16 protein-coding genes are annotated in these 16,637 nt (G+C 59.8%); 8 read left to right on the top strand and 8 right to left on the bottom strand.

Annotated features, from left to right (window positions below; translation table 11 throughout):
- The 3 genes from H8711_RS06770 to H8711_RS06760 all read left to right on the top strand — a co-directional run.
- Positions 1–218 (top strand): hypothetical protein (locus H8711_RS06770; RefSeq protein ID WP_249282711.1); only part of this gene is annotated, 218 nt, incomplete at its 5' end.
- An 88-nt stretch (positions 219–306) separates the two neighbouring features.
- Entirely contained in the window at positions 307–1,221 is a 915-nt protein-coding gene (metA, locus tag H8711_RS06765; RefSeq protein WP_249282710.1) for a homoserine O-acetyltransferase MetA, read from the top strand.
- A gap of 17 nt (positions 1,222–1,238) precedes the next feature.
- The gene (locus H8711_RS06760; protein WP_249282709.1) at positions 1,239–1,649 is read left to right on the top strand and encodes a DUF2500 domain-containing protein; all 411 of its coding nucleotides are present in this window, start codon (positions 1,239–1,241) and stop codon (positions 1,647–1,649) included.
- A gap of 196 nt (positions 1,650–1,845) precedes the next feature.
- Here H8711_RS06760 and H8711_RS06755 read toward each other — a convergent pair whose 3' ends face one another.
- From H8711_RS06755 to H8711_RS06735, 5 genes are all read right to left on the bottom strand, one after another.
- Positions 1,846–2,778, bottom strand: coding sequence for a polysaccharide deacetylase family protein (locus H8711_RS06755; protein ID WP_249282708.1), 933 nt, complete (start codon positions 2,776–2,778; stop codon positions 1,846–1,848).
- 198 nt (positions 2,779–2,976) lie between these two features.
- Positions 2,977–3,132, bottom strand: a complete 156-nt coding sequence (locus tag H8711_RS06750; RefSeq protein WP_249282707.1) for a hypothetical protein — start codon at positions 3,130–3,132, stop codon at positions 2,977–2,979.
- A gap of 15 nt (positions 3,133–3,147) precedes the next feature.
- Positions 3,148–5,475, bottom strand: coding sequence for a hypothetical protein (locus H8711_RS06745; RefSeq protein WP_249282706.1), 2,328 nt, complete (start codon positions 5,473–5,475; stop codon positions 3,148–3,150).
- Entirely contained in the window at positions 5,450–6,349 is a 900-nt protein-coding gene (locus H8711_RS06740; protein ID WP_249282705.1) for an ABC transporter ATP-binding protein, read from the bottom strand. Before H8711_RS06740 ends, H8711_RS06745 begins: the two co-directional genes overlap by 26 nt.
- Positions 6,342–6,719, bottom strand: a complete 378-nt coding sequence (locus H8711_RS06735; RefSeq protein ID WP_249282704.1) for a GntR family transcriptional regulator — start codon at positions 6,717–6,719, stop codon at positions 6,342–6,344. The genes H8711_RS06740 and H8711_RS06735 overlap by 8 nt, the downstream gene beginning before the upstream one ends.
- Positions 6,720–7,062: 343 nt before the next feature.
- On the opposite strand from H8711_RS06735, the gene pyk reads away from it, so the two are divergent.
- Together pyk and H8711_RS06725 are read left to right on the top strand one after the other, a co-directional pair.
- The gene (pyk, locus tag H8711_RS06730) at positions 7,063–8,823 is read left to right on the top strand and encodes a pyruvate kinase (protein WP_249282703.1); all 1,761 of its coding nucleotides are present in this window, start codon (positions 7,063–7,065) and stop codon (positions 8,821–8,823) included.
- Positions 8,824–8,973: 150 nt separating this feature from the next.
- Entirely contained in the window at positions 8,974–9,840 is an 867-nt protein-coding gene (locus H8711_RS06725; RefSeq protein ID WP_249282702.1) for a class B sortase, read from the top strand.
- A gap of 60 nt (positions 9,841–9,900) precedes the next feature.
- Here the strand turns inward: H8711_RS06725 and H8711_RS06720 are convergent, their stop codons facing one another.
- The 3 genes from H8711_RS06720 to rny form a co-directional block, all read right to left on the bottom strand.
- Positions 9,901–11,385 (bottom strand): DUF1846 domain-containing protein, encoded by a 1,485-nt coding sequence (locus H8711_RS06720; RefSeq protein WP_249282701.1) that lies wholly within the window; start codon positions 11,383–11,385, stop codon positions 9,901–9,903.
- A 177-nt stretch (positions 11,386–11,562) separates the two neighbouring features.
- Complete coding sequence (locus H8711_RS06715) at positions 11,563–12,531, bottom strand: hypothetical protein (RefSeq protein WP_249282700.1); 969 nt, start codon at positions 12,529–12,531, stop codon at positions 11,563–11,565.
- A gap of 188 nt (positions 12,532–12,719) precedes the next feature.
- On the bottom strand, positions 12,720–14,276 hold the full coding sequence (gene rny, locus H8711_RS06710; protein ID WP_249282699.1) for a ribonuclease Y: 1,557 nt from the start codon (positions 14,274–14,276) through the stop codon (positions 12,720–12,722).
- A 602-nt stretch (positions 14,277–14,878) separates the two neighbouring features.
- Here rny and H8711_RS06705 point away from each other — a divergent pair.
- The 3 genes from H8711_RS06705 (at position 14,879) to rpmF (ending at position 16,619) form a co-directional block, all read left to right on the top strand.
- Entirely contained in the window at positions 14,879–15,772 is an 894-nt protein-coding gene (locus tag H8711_RS06705; protein ID WP_249282698.1) for a diaminopimelate dehydrogenase, read from the top strand.
- 129 nt (positions 15,773–15,901) lie between these two features.
- Positions 15,902–16,399, top strand: a complete 498-nt coding sequence (locus H8711_RS06700) for a YceD family protein (RefSeq protein WP_249282697.1) — start codon at positions 15,902–15,904, stop codon at positions 16,397–16,399.
- A 37-nt stretch (positions 16,400–16,436) separates the two neighbouring features.
- Entirely contained in the window at positions 16,437–16,619 is a 183-nt protein-coding gene (gene rpmF, locus H8711_RS06695; protein ID WP_249282696.1) for a 50S ribosomal protein L32, read from the top strand.
- Positions 16,620–16,637: the final 18 nt, after the last annotated feature.

Genomic DNA, 16,637 nt, shown 5'->3' with positions numbered 1-16,637 from the left:
TTCAAAACCGAATGTTGTTCAATTTTCAAGGTTCCGTTCTGGTAAGCGCCCCGCCCCGTCAGGAGTGGAACTTTCTTATCTTACCACACCGCCCTACTGTTTGTCAAGCACTTTTTTTCAATGCTTCTGGCTCGCTTTCGCTCACCCCGTCGGACAGCTTATTTATATTACCACGCCCCTCCCCCTTTGTCAATACCTTTTTTGGCAAAAAAGTTTAGCTTTCGCGAAAAAAACACATCTCTATTGAAAAAAAGGGGGGCCACCGATATAATAAGAATAGTTTTTTGAACGACAGGAGGCGGCTCCATGCCCATCAACATCCCCGACACCCTGCCGGCCAGCCGGATATTGGAGCAGGAAAACATCTTTGTGATGAACGAGGACCGCGCGGCGCACCAGGATATCCGTCCGCTGCGCATCGCGATCCTGAACCTGATGCCCAAAAAGATTGAGACCGAGACACAGCTTTTGCGGCTGCTTTCCAACACGCCGCTGCAGGTGGATGTGGAGCTATTGCTCACCGCGACGCACGCCTCGCGCAACACGCCGGCCGAGCACCTGCTCAAATTCTACAAGACGTTTGCGGATGTCAAGGACGATCGCTTTGACGGCCTCATCATTACCGGCGCGCCGGTGGAACAGATGGACTTTGAAGAGGTTGATTACTGGCCGGAGCTGTGTTCCATCATGGAGTGGAGCAAGACCCACGTCTACTCGACCTTTCACATCTGCTGGGGCGCGCAGGCGGGGCTCTACTACCACTACGGCATTCCCAAAATTCCGCTGCCGGAAAAGATGTTCGGCATCTTCTCCCATTACAATCTGTCGCCCAGCCACAAGCTAATGCGCGGGTTCGACGAGGTGTTCGTCGCGCCGCATTCGCGGCACACGGGTATCCGGCAGGAGGACATCCTCGCGGATGCCCAGCTGGAGCTGCTCTCCTACTCCGATCAGGCGGGCCCCTATCTGATCGCGAGCCGCGACAACCGCCAGATTTTTGTGACCGGCCACTCGGAGTACGACCGCGACACACTGGCGGGCGAATACCGGCGCGATGTGGATAAGGGGCTGTCCATCCAACTGCCCCGCAACTATTTCCCGCAGGATGACCCGGCCCGCGCGGTGCCGCACCTGTGGCGCAGCCACGCGCACCTGCTCTACAGCAACTGGCTCAACTACTTCGTTTATCAGGATACCCCGTTCGACCTGAGCGAACTATAAAAAGAGGAGGCGATCCCATGTCCCCCTACGATCCCTTTGGCGGCGGCGCGTTCGGCGCTGCGTTTTCCATCATCCCCGTCATCGTTATCATCGGCTTTGTGCTGGTCTTTGGCATGATTCTGGTTTCAGCTGTGCGCGGCGCAGCCCAATGGAACAAAAACAACCATTCCCCAGTTCTCACAGTGGATGCGGTGGTGCGCAGCAAGCGCGCCGATGTCAGCGTCCATCATCACCACAACGGGGACAATATGGCGATGGACCACACCACCTCCTCGACCACCTATTATGTCACCTTTGAGGTTCCAAGCGGGGACCGGATGGAGTTTTCGATGTCTGGCGCGGAATATGGCCAGTTGGTCGAGGGCGACCAAGGCCGGCTCACCTTTCAAGGCACCCGCTACAAAGGATTTGCGCGCACGCTGAACTGATACCTAATATAAAAGAGAAAAGACTGCCGTTTCAACTGAGCGGCAGTCTTTTTTATACCTTCGCTGCGCGGCCAGATGCGTGAAAAACAGTTGAGACGCGGCTATGTGCCGTCTCTGACGGGACGGCACACATGCACAAAAAACTTCATATACACAACTTTTGACAAATTCGTGGTGTATATAGGCGTATGGAGTTTTATTTCTTTTTCTGCTCCTCCGCCCGCGCCTTTTCCCACAGGGATTGCAGCGAACTGCCGTGTGGGCGGTTGATCCGGTTGAGGTGGAAGAGCTCTTCGGGATCTCCGGTGAGGTGATTGAACTTCTCCTGGCAAATGAGCGCCGCCTGAAACCCCATCTCTTTGATGATGGGCAGCGCCTCCTTGCTGATCTGCCCGAACGGGTAGGTGAAGGTGTTGGGGTATCGCCCGAGGTATTCGTAGCATTCCTCCTGGAGCTTTCCCACATCCTCTAACAGCACCTTGCGGTAGGCCTCGTCGCTCTCCCCCGATTTTTTGTGCGAGCCGTGCCGCCCGTTTGCATTGACGTGCAGGTTGTAGGTGTGGTTCTGCACCTCCACCAGCCCGCTGTCCTGCATCTCTTTGAGCTGCTCCCAGGTGCAGTGGGAATAGCGGATGTGGTGGTCATCCGTCTCGGAGTACAGGTCAGTATACTTGCCCACCACCGAGATCACCGCCTTGAACCCGTACTCCTGAAGGATGGGGTAGGCGTATTCGTGAAAACTTTCATAGCCATCGTCGAAGGTGATCATGGCCGGCTTTTCGGGCAGGATACCCTCCCCCTTGCTCCAGGCGATCAACTCGGTCATGGTGATGGGGGTGTAGCCGTTTTTCTTGAGATATTCCATATCCTGGCGGAATTCATCCGGGGAAATGGTGTATTTGTTGAGGCGCGACTGCTCCTTGAGGATGTGATGATACATGGCGATCGGCAGCGTCACCGTGTCCTCCGTCGGTTCCGGCTGGGAGGACGCGCCCTCTGAAAAGCTGGCGTCGGCAGACTGCACCGGAATTTGGCGTTGAACGCGCGACGCGGTATAGAACAGTGAGGTCAGCGACACCCCCAGCAGGATTGCCAGGGTAAATACCGAACGGCTCCACAAATGCTTCAATGCAAGATCACTCTCGTTTCATCTGTGATGCTACACTATATGAAGCGGACAGCCCACCTTATGCGCAAACAGGCGGTTTTGTCGAAGCCTGCGGGCATGTAAACTGCAATTTATTTTACAGAAGAAAACAGAAAATAAGGGGCCAATCACGCCCAAAAAGCGGGGACCCAGCATGTGCCGGGCTCCCGCTTTTCATCGTCAGGCGGGCTGTGCGCCGCCCGCTTCCATACTGGTCATCAGAATGACCGGCCCCTTGGCGGACAGCCCATGTTGGGCCGAAGCCCCGGCCGGGGCGCTTATCCCGGTGAGCAGCGCCAATGCGAGCGCCGCTAAAACAATGCTCCATCGCTTCATAGCACACACCTCGATTCAATACACGGCCTGTGCCGTCACGACCTCGCCGTCCCAGCTCTCGCCCATCCACTGTTCATAGCTCTCAGCGAGCCCAGCGGGCATCTGCGACGGGTCGACGATGAGGCACAGCGCCTTCTGTTCGTCGCCGTACTCAAAATAGACCTGATAGGTTTGGCTTTTGCCTTCCTCATCCAGCGCCATGGGGCCGATGTTTTTCGCCGCGCGGTAGAGGGCGCCGACCTGCGCGGGGTCGGTCACCAGCATCCATTCGCCCCGGTACTTGCCATCATAGTAGGAATCCTCCTCGTCGGGCATGATGTCGTAGCTGCGCACCACCCCGCCGTACGGATCGGCGTAAGCGTAGACTCCTGTGTAGTCGCCGACGCCCGAAAAGTTTTTGCTGTACCGGCAGACCGCCGCACGGGTGATCTGTTCAGGGTCGAGCTCCATCCGGTCGGTCAGGCCGTTGGCTTGCAGGAACGCCAGGGTGTTGGTATACTGCGCGGTGATCAGCAGGTCGGTGTTCTCCGGCACCATCGTTTCGGCTTGAAGCGCATCGCGCTTGGCCTCCAGCCGCAGGTACCCCACCGCTTCATATGTCCCGCTGGCAGAGTCCTCCAGCCGCTCGGCCAAAATATCCTGTTGCAGGGCTTCCAGCAGCTCCTTCTGCCCCGCGGTGTCGAGCGCCTTGAAATATTCCCCGAGATACAGCCGGTTGGTCACCGTGATCCCCTCCAGCTCGCCCGCATGCAGCAGGAAGGCCGGGTTGGTTTGGCGCTCAAACTGCTCGTCGTTCTCCAGGGCGGCCAGCCCCTGCGCCGTCTCGAGGGAGCATTGGCGGTAGTTGCGGCTGAGGGTGCGGCCGTTCTTCAGCTTGTAGGTGATGGTAGGGCCGAAGTTCGCGCTCCTTTCCCATTCGATCGACAGCTGGTCGCCCAGGCCGCGCAGGTCGTCGATGGTGCTCAGGTGCAGCTCGCGCACCGCCGCGATCGATTCGGGAGAGGTGAGCACCACGCTGCCGCGCGCCAACGCCAGCTCGTCGTTCAGGTCGTAGCGGGAACGGCCCAGCTCGTCGTAGAAGTAGCGCATCCCATAGCGGCCGTTGTAGTTGACGGTGACGCTTTCGATCGCGTCAAGCGCGGGGACGCGGGTTTCAAAGCCGAAGCAGCCGGTCAACACCACGCTGACAAAGACCACCGTGAGCCCCACCGAAATCCCCATCTGCGCGAATGCGCGGGGGAAGGTCTTGAAGCCGCGCGCCGCCACCGCCTCAAAGACGGTGTAGGCGATTGCACCGCCGATCACCGTGCCGACAGTGAGCATCCAGCGCATGTCGAAGGTGGCGCGCAGCAGCAGGCCAAACGCCACGCCGAACACAAAAGTGACCACATATTTGACCACGATGTTGAGCAGCGACGAAGCGGTGGTTCGCCCCGCCCTCTCGCTCTTGCGGCGCTTGTAGAGCCACACCGCGCCGAAGTAAAGGCCGATTGTCAGCAGCAGCCAGGCGATCTCCGCCCAAAAGTAGAAGGAGAAGCTCTCGACCTTCATCATCTCGAAGAAGTTGGTTTCATTGGCCGTGCTGCGGGTCAGGCGGTAGCCCATGAGCGTGAAAGGGGAGAGCGCCATCATGTTGCCGACATCCATCAGTCCCCCGTTCCAGCCGTTGAAGCCGAGCAGCTCCCCCTCCACCACCAGCTTGGCGAAAAACAGGATGACCGGATACATGCCGCAGAAGGCGAGCGAAAACATCACCGTGTCGAAGGTGTTGCCCGCCAGCACCGCCACCGCACAGGTGATGGTGTAGATCGCCGCGGTCACGATCATCCAACCAGCCAGGTCGCCCAAAATGGCCAGCGGATGGTAGAGGTTGCCGAGGATCGCAGTGCAAAAGCCGCCCGCCATCAGAATGACGCCGAAGCAGAGCACAAGCGGCGCCCACAGCAGGGTGAGGCCCGCGAGGTAATTGGCTGCAAACAGGCTTTCGCGCCGCATCGGCAGCGCGTGGTACACGTCGGTGGCGCGCTTGTTGTGCAGGTAGGAGAACAGGATGGAGCCGAACACGATCGGCATGAACGCGCAGATGAGCGCAAGCAACACGCCCGAGCCGCCGGTGTACGCGCCCGAATAGCCGTAAAAACGCACACTGCCCATCAGGAAACCGCCGTTGACCGCGGCATAATCGGCCGGCGGGACGGAAAACAGGGTGATGAGGTACATCAGCGGAAACAGCAGGAACATCAGCACCCCATAGAAAATGCCCAACGGCGCGGCGCGGCGGAAGGCGTTTTCAACCATATGCCGGAACTTGCCGCTGCTAGAACAGGATGTTGCTGTAGTCATAGCCGACCGCCTCCATTTCGTGAATAAATACCTCCTCGAGGGTCAGGGGGACCGTTTCGACGAACAGCGGACCCATCGCCTCGATCTTGCCGAGGATCTCCTCGCGCGCGCCGCGCGCAATCAGGTTGATAAGGCTGCCCCGGCTTTCAAATTGCAGCAGGTCGAGCCCCGCAAAGTCCTCCCGCTCCTTGGCGGGGCGGAACGCGCACTGCACCTTGAAGAAGCCCAGCTTCAGGTCGTCGATGTCGCGCTGGAACAGGATGCGTCCGCCGTGCAGCACGCCGACCTGGTCGCACAGGTCCTCCAGCTCGCGCAGGTTGTGTGAGGCGATAATTACCGTGGCCCCGCGCTGCGCGACATCCTCCGCGAGGATTTTGCGCACCAGGCCCCGGATGACCGGGTCGAGCCCGTCGAACGCCTCGTCGAGCAGCAGGATATCCGGCTGAGCCGACAGCGCCAATATGATCGCCGCCTGCCGCTGCATCCCCTTGGAAAAGGTGTTGATCTTCCGCTCCGCATGGATCGGGAAGGTGACGCACATCTGCCGGTAGCGTTCCTGCGACCAGCTTCCGTACAGGCCGCTGTAAAACCGCGCCATCTGATCCATGGTGGCGTTTTGGAAAAAGTAGAGCTCGTCGGCCAAGAAAAAGATGCGGTCCTTCACCGCCGGATTTTCGTAGGTCTCCGCGCCATCCACCGCGATGGCGCCCTCATCCGGCCGGTACACGCCCGCAAGCAGGCGCAAAAAGGTCGATTTACCCGCCCCGTTGCTCCCCACCAGCCCGTAGATCGAACCGGCCGGAATCCGGGTTGTCATCCCCTTCAGGGCGGCGATGTCGTCAAAATATTTGGTGAGCCCGTTTGCTTCAATCATTCGTTCCGTCCCCCCTGTAAATCTCATCGACGCATTGTACCGCGTCGCAGCGGGCCAGCCCCGCCATGCGCGCGCCGCGCAGCGCTTCCAGCAGCTGCTCCTGCGCGTGCCGGCGCACCGCGCCGCCCCCGCTTTCCACATCCGCCACAAAGCTGCCCCGCCCGGTGACCGAATAGACGACACCCTCCCGCTCCAGCTCCTGATACGCCTTCTGCACGGTGTTGGGGTTGACCCCCAGTTCCCGCGCCAAGCTGCGCACACTGGGCAATTGCTCGCCCGTTTGCAGCACGCCGAGCATCACCAGCTCGGTGATCTTCTGCTTCATCTGCTCATAGATCGGGATCCGGCTTTGCAGGTCCAACACAAACACGCCCGTCACCTCCTTACAAATGCTTGCGATAAAAACAGTTTAACCATTTCTTCTTGTGTATTATCTGTATTAGCTCATCTAGTACAGCAATACAATAGCACAATTTTCCTTGCCATGCAACCCAGTTTGCAAAAAATTCACAAACCGCGCCGGACTCCCCGGCGCAACGGGCATACTAACAAGGAAAAGCGGACGCTTGAGGGCAATTTTAACAGGATTTTGATTGCATTTTGAAGCGTTTCCCCTTATACTGGACAGATGATGGAAACAGATGGTAACAGCGGGCCGAAGAAGCGCCCGCAGGGGCGGCTGCCCCAGGCCAAATAAGAAAGAGTGGTTTGCTATGAGAAAAACAAAAATTATCTGCACGCTGGGCCCTGCGACCGACTGCGAAGAGCGCATCCGCGAGCTGATCCTCGCCGGTATGGACGTGGCGCGCTTCAATTTTTCCCACGGAAGCTATGAGGAGCACCTGAAGAAGCTGGAGATCCTGCGCAGCCTGCGCGAGGAACTCCACCTGCCGATCGCTTCCCTGCTGGACACCAAGGGGCCGGAGATCCGCCTGGGCAAGTTCCAGGGCGGCAAGGCGGAGCTGACCGCGGGCGAGGTGTTCACCCTCACCACGCGGGAGATCGAGGGCGATTCCGCCAGGGCCAGCATCTCGTTCGCCGGCCTGCCCGGCGACGTGGACGCGGGGTCCCGTATCCTGCTGGACGACGGCCTGATTGAGCTGCGGGTGCTCAGTGTGGAAAACGGCACCGAAATCATCTGCCAGGTGGTCAACGGCGGCCCGATCAGCAACAACAAGGGGGTCAACGTGCCGGGGGTGCGCCTTTCGCTGCCTTATATCAGCGACAAGGACCGCTCCGACATCCTTTGGGGCATCGACCAGGGCTTTGACTTCATCGCGGCCTCCTTCACCCGCTCAGCCGACGACATCCTCGAGGTGCGAAAAATCCTCGACAGCAAGAACTGCCACACCATCCGCATCATCGCCAAGATTGAAAACGCCGAAGGGGTGGCCAACATCGACGACATCCTGCATGTTTCCGATGGCGTAATGATCGCGCGCGGCGACATGGGGGTTGAAATCCCGCTGGAGGATGTGCCGGTGGTGCAGAAGATGCTCATCAAAAAGGCCTATTCGGCGGGCAAGCAGGTGATCACTGCCACCCAGATGCTCGACAGCATGATGAAGCACCCCCGCCCCACCCGCGCCGAGGCCACCGACGTGGCCAACGCCATCTACGACGGCACCAGCGCGATCATGCTCTCGGGCGAAACGGCCGCCGGGCTCTACCCGATCGAAGCGGTGCGCACCATGGCGCGCATCGCGGAGCGCGCCGAGGATGACATCGACTACCGCGGCCGCTTCATCAAGCGGGACAGCGCCAACGTCCGCGAGGACGTGACCAACGCGATCTCCCACGCCACCTGCACCACCGCCTACGACCTGGGTGCGGCCGCCATCATCACGGTGACCAAATCGGGCAACACCGCCAAGATGATCTCCAAATACCGCCCGTCGGTGCCGATCATCGGCGGCACCCCCGACCCGGTGGTCTACCGCCAGATGAACCTCTCGTGGGGTGTCACCCCGCTGCTGATTGAGGAGCAGGAGACGACCGACAAGCTGTTCCAGCACGCGGTGGACATGGCCCAGGGCGCCAACTTGGTGAAGAGCGGCGACATCGTGGTGATCACCGCCGGCGTGCCGCTGGGCATCCCAGGCACCACCAATCTGCTCAAGGTGCATCTGGTGGGCGACGTGCTGGTTTCGGGCGCGGGCGCGAACAAGCTCAGCGCGTTTGGCAATATCTGTGTCGCAAAGAATGAGGAAGAAGCATTGACCAAATTTCAGGATAGTGATATATTGGTAATGCCGCATACCTCCAACAATATTCTGCCGCTGCTCAAAAAGGCTTCCGGCATCATCACCGAAGCGCCGGGGCTCAACTCGCACGCCGCTATCGTGGGAATGACACTGGATATCCCGGTGATTGTTGGAGCGGAACATGCCACCGCCATTTTAAAATCCGGCACCGCGGTCACAGTCGACGCCGGCAGAGGCATCGTCTGCGCGGGGGGCGCCCAGCGCCCGTAACCCCGCCGGAGCACCAGACAAAAGCGGACAGCGTAAAACACAAAGGCTCGGGGCCCACTGAGGCCACGGGCCATGTGTGGTTCCTGTTGGGACCGAGGCGGGCCCGGCATGTTTTGTACGCGCAATTCTTCACTTTGGAGGTTACCCCATATGAACAAATGCACGCGACTTCTCAGCCTTTTGATGGCCGCAGTCATGGCCATGACGCTCGCCGCCTGCTCCCAGAAGCCGGAATCCAGCGCGCCGGAAGAGGAAGAACCGCAATCCAGCGCGAGCGAATACCCGTTCTATAACCCGCTGACCGAGCCCGAGGGCATCACCAACGACACCCCGGTGGAGCCCGACACCAATATTGTGGACAAGATCCAGGAATATCAGGAGAAAAACCCCGAGGCGGTCGCCTGGTTCCGCATCCCCGACACCACCATGGACGATGTGGTGTTCCAGGACCCCACCGGCAACAAAAAATATGAGCGGCTGGACAACGACGGCAAGTTCAATCTCTCCGGCTGCTATTTCGCGGATTACCGCAACACCGTGAAAAACCGCGCGTCGCTGGGCAAAAACACCATCATCTATGGGCACAACCTCAACGACGACGACGAGCAGGGCGAGCGCTTCGCGCGGCTGCTCAAATACGACGACATCGAATACGCCACCGAGCACCCGTACCTCTACCTGACCACCCCCGAGGATGAGATGGTGTTCAAGGTGTTCGCGGTGTTCTATCTCTCGGACTGGCGCAACTTCGACTACATCCGCACCAACTTCACCAGCAACGCGCAGTTCAACCAGCTCGTGAACGAGGCCAAGAGCCGCTCTTTGTTCAACTTTGACGTGAGTGTGACGGGCAGCGATAAAATCCTCACCCTGTCCACCTGTACCTATAAGTACGGCGGGTTCAATAACCGCGCCCAGCGCTTTGTGGTGATGGGCCGCCTGCTGCACCCGAGCGAGAAGGATACCGACCCGGTCACAGTGGTGGCCAACCCCTCGCCCAAGGATGTCTACTCCTGATCGGAGCACACAAACAACAGCGCCCCCGGACAGCCGTCCAGGGGCGCTTTCTCGTCCTGTTCACTTGTGGTAGAGCTTTTTGGTCTGATACTGCGGCTCGCAGGTGAGGTTCATCCCCAGCTTTTTGAACATCGAATTGTCCACCTGTGACAGGATGACCGAAGAATGCGCCTCGCAGCCGCGCAGCTTTTCGAGCTGTTTCATCGCGAGCTCGGCGGTGGGGTTGGTCGCGGCGCTCATCGAAAGCGCGATGAGCGTCTCGTCGGTGTGCAGGCGGGGGTTGTGGTTGCCCAGATGATCCACCTTGAGGTGCTGGATGGGCTCGATGATGATCGGGGAGATCAGATGCATGTCGTGGCTGATGCCGCCCAAATATTTGAGCGCGTTGAGCAGCACGGCCGACGATGCGCCCAGCAGCGAGGATGTCTTACCGGTGATGATGGCGCCGTCTGGCAGCTCGATGGCCGCGGCGGGCATCCCCGTCTCCTCGGCGCGCGCGCAGGCCGCGGCGGCCACCGGGCGGTCGGAGGTGGCGACGTTCGCCTGATTCATCAGCAGTTCCAGCTTGTACACCGCATCCGACTCGGCGCGGCCGGTGCGCTGGTCGCACAGCACATGGTAGTAACGGCGGATGATCTCCTGGCGCGAGGCCTCGCACACCGCCTCGTCGTCGGTGATGCAGAAGCCGGCCATGTTCACCCCCATATCGGTGGGAGATTTGTACGGGCTTTCGCCGAAAATCTTCTGGAAGATGGCGTTGAGCACCGGGAAAATCTCCACGTCGCGGTTGTAATTGACGGTGGTCCTGCCGTAGGTCTCCAGATGGAACGGGTCGATCATGTTGACGTCGTTGAGGTCGGCAGTAGCCGCCTCGTAGGCGAGATTCACCGGGTGCTTGAGGGGCAGGTTCCAGATCGGGAAGGTCTCGAACTTGGAATAGCCCGCCTTGACCCCGCGCTTGAACTCGTGATAGAGCTGCGAAAGGCAGGTGGCCATCTTGCCGCTGCCCGGGCCGGGCGCGGTGACCACCACCAATGGGCGGGTGGTTTCGATGTATTCGTTCTTGCCGTAGCCGTCGTCGCTGACGATCAGGGGGATGTTGGAAGGGTAGCCTGCGATGGGGTAGTGCAGGAACACCCGCACCCCCAGGTGCTCCAGCCGCTTTTTGAAGGTGTCCGCCGCGGCCTGGCCCGCATACTGCGAGATCACCACGCTGCCCACATACAGCCCGATGCCGCGGAACGCGTCGATCAGGCGCAGCACGTCCAGGTCGTAGGTGATGCCCAGGTCGCCGCGCACCTTGTTCTTTTCGATATCAGCCGCATTGATGACGATGACGATCTCCGCACTGTCCTTGAGCTGCAGCAGCATCTTCACCTTGCTGTCCGGCGCAAAGCCGGGCAACACGCGCGAGGCGTGAAAGTCGTCGAACAGCTTGCCGCCGAACTCCAGATACAGCTTGTTGTTCGACTGCGAGATGCGCTCCAGGATATGCTGCGACTGAAGTTCCAGATATTTGTTGTTGTCGAATCCGATTTTTTTCATACCGTTACCCCTCAAACATTGGATTTCCACACAAAAAAAGCCCCGCGCCACCCGGACGCCGGCATTTTTCACTCCTGTTTTATTATAAAGAATCTACGCGAAATTTACAACCGCTTTTCCCGTTTTTTCCGCGGAATTCATCGCGCCCGGCGGGAATCTTCCCGCCGGGCGCCTGTTTCATCCCGGATTCGCCGCATCCACCGCGCACAGTGCCGTGACCTTCGGCACCTCAGCCAACACCTTTTCCTTGCCGTCCCGGTGGATTTTGAGCACCTGGCTGCCGTCGGAATAGACGATGCAGCCGTCCTCCAACAGATCGAACGCCAACACGCCCTTTTTGACCACCGCCGGAGCGCTGTAGCGCTTGGCGCGCATCAGCTCCCAACTGCGCGGCGCAACCTCAGGCGGCTCATCCCGCCCCTGCGGCGCGGCGACGGGCCCCTTTGGGGGTGCGGGCAGGGCCTCTTTCCCCCTTTTGCCGCCCCGCAGCCGCCCGGCCAAATATCCCAACAGCCGGGCCAGACGCCGGCTCAGGCGGTTATCCAGCTCGCGGTAGGGCCGACGCACAAAGTAGTACGCCCCCGCCCGGCCCTCGCGAGGGGCGCAGTAGTCGTAATCGGGCGAGGCGAACAGCCGAACGCACTCGTGGGTCGCGGGGTCGTAGGCCATCACCGCGCTCGGCTCATAGCCGGTGACGCGGCCGTTGACATCCCTCCGGCAGGCGCGCGTGGTAAAATAGAGCAGGGAACCATCCCGCCCCCAGCTCGGGCTCTCGGCCACCTCGTCGCCGTCTGCAATCAGGGTGTAGTAGCCGCGCGGCAGGGTGAACAACGCGATCTGCCGCCGCACCCCATCCACGCCGCGCGAGGTCACAGCCGCCATCGCGCCCTCCCGGCCGCCGATCTCGTAGATCGGCATCTCGCGGCAGCGCAACACCGCCTCGTCGGGCGGTCCGGCCGGCCGCTCCGCCGGTTTGGCGTAGACGCACCCGGTCTCCATCTCCAGACGCGAATAGTACAGCTTCCCGTCCGCCGCACTGATGCCCTTCACCTCGGCCTCCGGCCCGCCTTCCGCGGGCAGCATCACAACATCGCCGCCCCGGATCATCCCCATCCGGCCCTCGGCAACAAAAAAAATCGTCTCCATCTCTGTCAGTACCATCCCGTCACATGCGCGCGATTCGCGCCCCTCGTTCGTCCCATCCGTCCCCTACAAATTGTCCGGCACAGCCGCTCCCCTTTCATTCTAGTGGCCGCGCGGCGGTTTGTCAACACAGACCAGTCGCGGCAAAAAGGGGCCGCCCGCACATGCGGGTGGCCCCTGGTCTGCTGCGATTATTTGGCGTACTCGATGGCGCGGCTTTCGCGCACCACGTGCACTTTGATCTGTCCGGGATAATCCAGCTCGCTCTCGATCTTTTTGACGATCTCGCGCGCGGTCAGCACCATCTTGTCGTCCGAAACGACCTCGGGTTTGACCAGGATGCGGATTTCGCGGCCCGCCTGGATGGCGTAGCACTTCTCCACACCCTCAAACGAGTTTGCGATCTCCTCCAGCTTTTCGAGGCGCTTGATGTAGTTCTCGAGGTTCTCCCTGCGCGCGCCCGGCCGCGCCGCCGAAATGGCGTCGGCCGCCTGCACCAGGCAGGCCACGATCGTTTTGGGCTCCACGTCGCCGTGATGCGCATGGATCGCGTTGACGATCACGTCGTTTTCCTTATATTTTTTGGCGATCTCCACGCCGATATCGACATGCGAGCCCTCGATCTCGTGGGTGAGGGCCTTGCCGATATCGTGGATGAGCCCGGCGCGTTTGGCCTGGTTCACGTCCGCGCCCAGCTCCGCCGCCATCATGCCGGCGAGATGGGCCACCTCGATCGAATGGTTGAGCACGTTCTGACCGTAGCTGGTGCGGTAGCGCATCCGGCCCAGCAGCTTGATGAGCTCGGGGTGCATCGCGTGCACGCCGGTCTCCATGATCGCGCGCTCGCCGTCCTGCTTGATCTTGAGATCGACCTCGCGCTGCGCCTTCTCCACCATCTCCTCGATGCGCGCGGGATGGATGCGTCCATCCTGGATCAGCCGCTCGAGGGCGATGCGCGCCACCTCGCGGCGCACGGGATCGTAGGAGGACAGGGTGATCGCCTCGGGGGTGTCGTCGATGATGAGGTCCACGCCGGTCGCAGTTTCGAGAGTGCGGATGTTGCGACCCTCGCGACCGATGATGCGGCCTTTCATCTCGTCGTTGGGCAGCGGCACCACCGATACGGTGGCCTCGGCCACGTGGTCCGCCGCGCAGCGCTGAATCGCCGTGGTGATGAGCTCACGCGCCTTCTGGTCGGCCTCGTCCTTCATCTGCGCCTCAAACTGCGCGATCTTCAGGGCTTTTTCATGGGTCAGCTCGTTTTCCAGATGGGTGAGCAGATAGTCCTTGGCCTGCTCGGTGGTGAAGCCGGAAATGCGCTCAAGCATCTCAAACTGGCGCTTTTTGACCTCCTCGGCCTCCACCAGCTTTTCTTCGGCGTCCTTGATCTTGCCTTGCAGCAGTTCTTCTTTTTTCTCCTGGTTTTCCAGCTTGCGGTCCAGGCTTTCTTCCTTCTGGACCAGGCGGCGCTCCTGGCGCTGCACCTCGGAGCGGCGCTCCTTCACGTCCTTTTCGGCCTCCTGGCGCATCTTGTAAATCTCGTCCTTGGCCTCGACCATGGCTTCCTTCTTCTTGGCCTCGGCCGACTTGATCGCGTCGCTCAAGATGCGCTTCGCCTCATCCTCAGCCGAACCGAGCTCCGCCTCCGCCACGCGCTTGCGGTAGGCCACGCCGAGGAAAAACGCCACAACCGCGCCCAATATCAGAGCGACGACGACGCTGATAACATACGTTATAATGGATATCACTGGCTCCTGAAACCTCCTTTTTGCAATTTCTCAAAATTCAAAATTGTGATTTGGTAGTGTCGGGAGCGGCACAGGTATTTTTGATTTTGGGCAAAAATATGTGCCGTCCGTATGAAAACAGGCGGCATTTTTGTGAACAATATTCTCGTTACGGTACCCCCGCGCGCAGCCTCCGCAAAAAGGGCGCACGGGGAGTACAATGCGTTTGAATCTTATCCAAAAGCGGCAAAAACCGCATGAAAAATGCAACATGTTTGTACACTAATGTTATTTTATCTCTTGTGCATCCTTCTGTCAAGGAAATTGTAACACTTGTACGAATTTTCTCCGGCCCATTTTCGGCCGTTTTCGGCGCTTCCGGGTCCAAATCGGCCCGCTTTTCCGCATCTTGACCGATTTACCGCCCGATATTTCGTTCAATCTCACCAAAACGATTTTTGATGATCTCCCGCGCCTTCGCCGCCCCGACGGGTGGATTTTTCCCCGCGCTTTCCTTTTTTGCAAGAAAGAGAGATTCATCCTGCAAAAACAATTGACATTCCCCCCCTTCACCCGGTATGATAAAGGCAGAATTTTTGCTGATGATAGGGAGAGGAACGACGATGACAAAAATTGCAATTGTTGGCTACGGCAACATCGGGCGGAGCGTGCTGGAGGCGGCGCGCGCCGCGGGTGACATGGAACTGGTCGGCGTGGTGCGCCGCGACCCTGCAAACGTGCCGGCTGAACTCGCGGGTGTGACGGTGGCTTCCGACCTGGCCGCGCTGCCGCAGAAGCCCGACGTGGCGATCCTGTGCACGCCCACCCGCTCGGTGCCCGATTATGCCCGCCGCTGCCTGGAGCTCGGCATCAACACGGTGGACAGCTACGACATCCACACCGGCATCTGGGAGCTCAAGTCCTCCCTCGACCCGGTGGCCAAGGCCCACGGCGCGGTCTCGATCCACTCCGCCGGTTGGGACCCTGGCTCGGACTCGGTGGTGCGCGCGCTGCTGCAGGCCGCCGCGCCCAAGGGCATCACCTATACCAATTTCGGACCGGGTATGAGCATGGGCCACACCGTCGCGGTCAAAGCGATCGACGGGGTGAAGAAAGCCCTCTCGATGACCATCCCGCTGGGCACCTCGATCCACCGCCGCATGGTGTATGTGGAGCTGGAGGGCGGCCACACGCTGGAGGAGGTCACCGCCAGGGTGAAGGCCGACCCCTACTTCGCCCACGACGAGACGCATGTGATCGCAGTGGACGACGTGGACGCGCTGCTGGACATGGGTCACGGGGTCAACCTGGTGCGCAAGGGGGTCTCGGGCGTCACCCAAAATCAGCTCTTTGAGTTCAATATGAAGATCAACAACCCCGCCCTCACCGCGCAGATTCTGGTGGGCGCCGCGCGCGCCAGCCTGCGCCAGGCGCCGGGGGCCTACACCCTCATCGAAGTCCCGGTGATCGACCTGCTCGAGGGCGACCGCGAGGCTCTTATCCGCGGCCTGGTCTGAGGTGGGGCGCGGAACCCCGGAAAAGAAGCGGTTTCCCCCCGTATGAATCGACAAAAAGCTGGAAAAGCTATTGACAAAGCCACCTGAGAATAATATAATATTCTGCGTGGCGTTATTTGAGGTGTCCATATGATGATTGATTTAAAACAGCTGTTTGAGATCGAAGGCGAGAGCGTCAGGATCGACTGCAACCTCGACCTTTCGGAGCTTCAGCTGGGAAATGCGACCCCCTTCACCGAGCCGGTCCATCTGGATGGCGTCATCCGGAACCGCGCGGGCGTGGTATCCCTAAGCTACACCGCACGGGCTGTGGCGCACTTTGTGTGCGACAGGTGCCTGGCCCCGGTCGATACCCCTGTTGTGTATCGCTTTGAACACATTTTGGTGAAACAGGTCAATCGCGACAGCAATGATGAACTCATTGTGGTGCCCAACCTTGTGTTGGACTTGGATGAGCTGGCGTCGTCCGACGTGATTCTTGAATTGCCCAGCAAGGTGTTGTGCAAGGAGGATTGCAAGGGTCTGTGCCCGGTTTGCGGCGCGAACCGGAACGAACAATCATGTGAATGCACCCAGAAGCGGATTGACCCGCGCCTTGAAATATTAAGTAAATTGCTGGAGAATTAAAAAGGACGGCATCGAGTAAAAGAAGGAGGTGCTGAGCATGGCAGTACCGAAGAGAAAAATATCCAGAACCAGAAGAGACAAGCGGCGTTCCAATGTTTGGAAGCTGGAGGCTCCCGCTTTCTCGAAATGCACGCAGTGCGGCGAGCTGAAAATGCCCCACCGGGTTTGCCCCAACTGTGGTTTCTACAAGGGCAGAGAGGTTATCAAGAAAGAGGCTTAATTGCTTCTCAGACGAGAT

Origin of the sequence: Ligaoa zhengdingensis, from assembly GCF_014384885.1 — a bacterium.
Lineage (GTDB): Bacteria > Bacillota > Clostridia > Oscillospirales > Ruminococcaceae > Ligaoa > Ligaoa zhengdingensis.
This window is presented reverse-complemented; position numbering and strand designations above follow the sequence as displayed.

Coding starts and splice junctions, on each gene's coding strand:
- metA (WP_249282710.1), top strand. CDS start 307: ATGCCCATCAACATCCCCGACACCCTGCCGGCCAGCCGGATATTGGAG.
- H8711_RS06760 (WP_249282709.1), top strand. CDS start 1,239: ATGTCCCCCTACGATCCCTTTGGCGGCGGCGCGTTCGGCGCTGCGTTT.
- H8711_RS06750 (WP_249282707.1), bottom strand. CDS start 3,132: ATGAAGCGATGGAGCATTGTTTTAGCGGCGCTCGCATTGGCGCTGCTC.
- H8711_RS06745 (WP_249282706.1), bottom strand. CDS start 5,475: ATGACTACAGCAACATCCTGTTCTAGCAGCGGCAAGTTCCGGCATATG.
- H8711_RS06740 (WP_249282705.1), bottom strand. CDS start 6,349: ATGATTGAAGCAAACGGGCTCACCAAATATTTTGACGACATCGCCGCC.
- pyk (WP_249282703.1), top strand. CDS start 7,063: ATGAGAAAAACAAAAATTATCTGCACGCTGGGCCCTGCGACCGACTGC.
- H8711_RS06725 (WP_249282702.1), top strand. CDS start 8,974: ATGAACAAATGCACGCGACTTCTCAGCCTTTTGATGGCCGCAGTCATG.
- H8711_RS06720 (WP_249282701.1), bottom strand. CDS start 11,385: ATGAAAAAAATCGGATTCGACAACAACAAATATCTGGAACTTCAGTCG.
- H8711_RS06715 (WP_249282700.1), bottom strand. CDS start 12,531: ATGGAGACGATTTTTTTTGTTGCCGAGGGCCGGATGGGGATGATCCGG.
- H8711_RS06705 (WP_249282698.1), top strand. CDS start 14,879: ATGACAAAAATTGCAATTGTTGGCTACGGCAACATCGGGCGGAGCGTG.
- H8711_RS06700 (WP_249282697.1), top strand. CDS start 15,902: ATGATGATTGATTTAAAACAGCTGTTTGAGATCGAAGGCGAGAGCGTC.
- rpmF (WP_249282696.1), top strand. CDS start 16,437: ATGGCAGTACCGAAGAGAAAAATATCCAGAACCAGAAGAGACAAGCGG.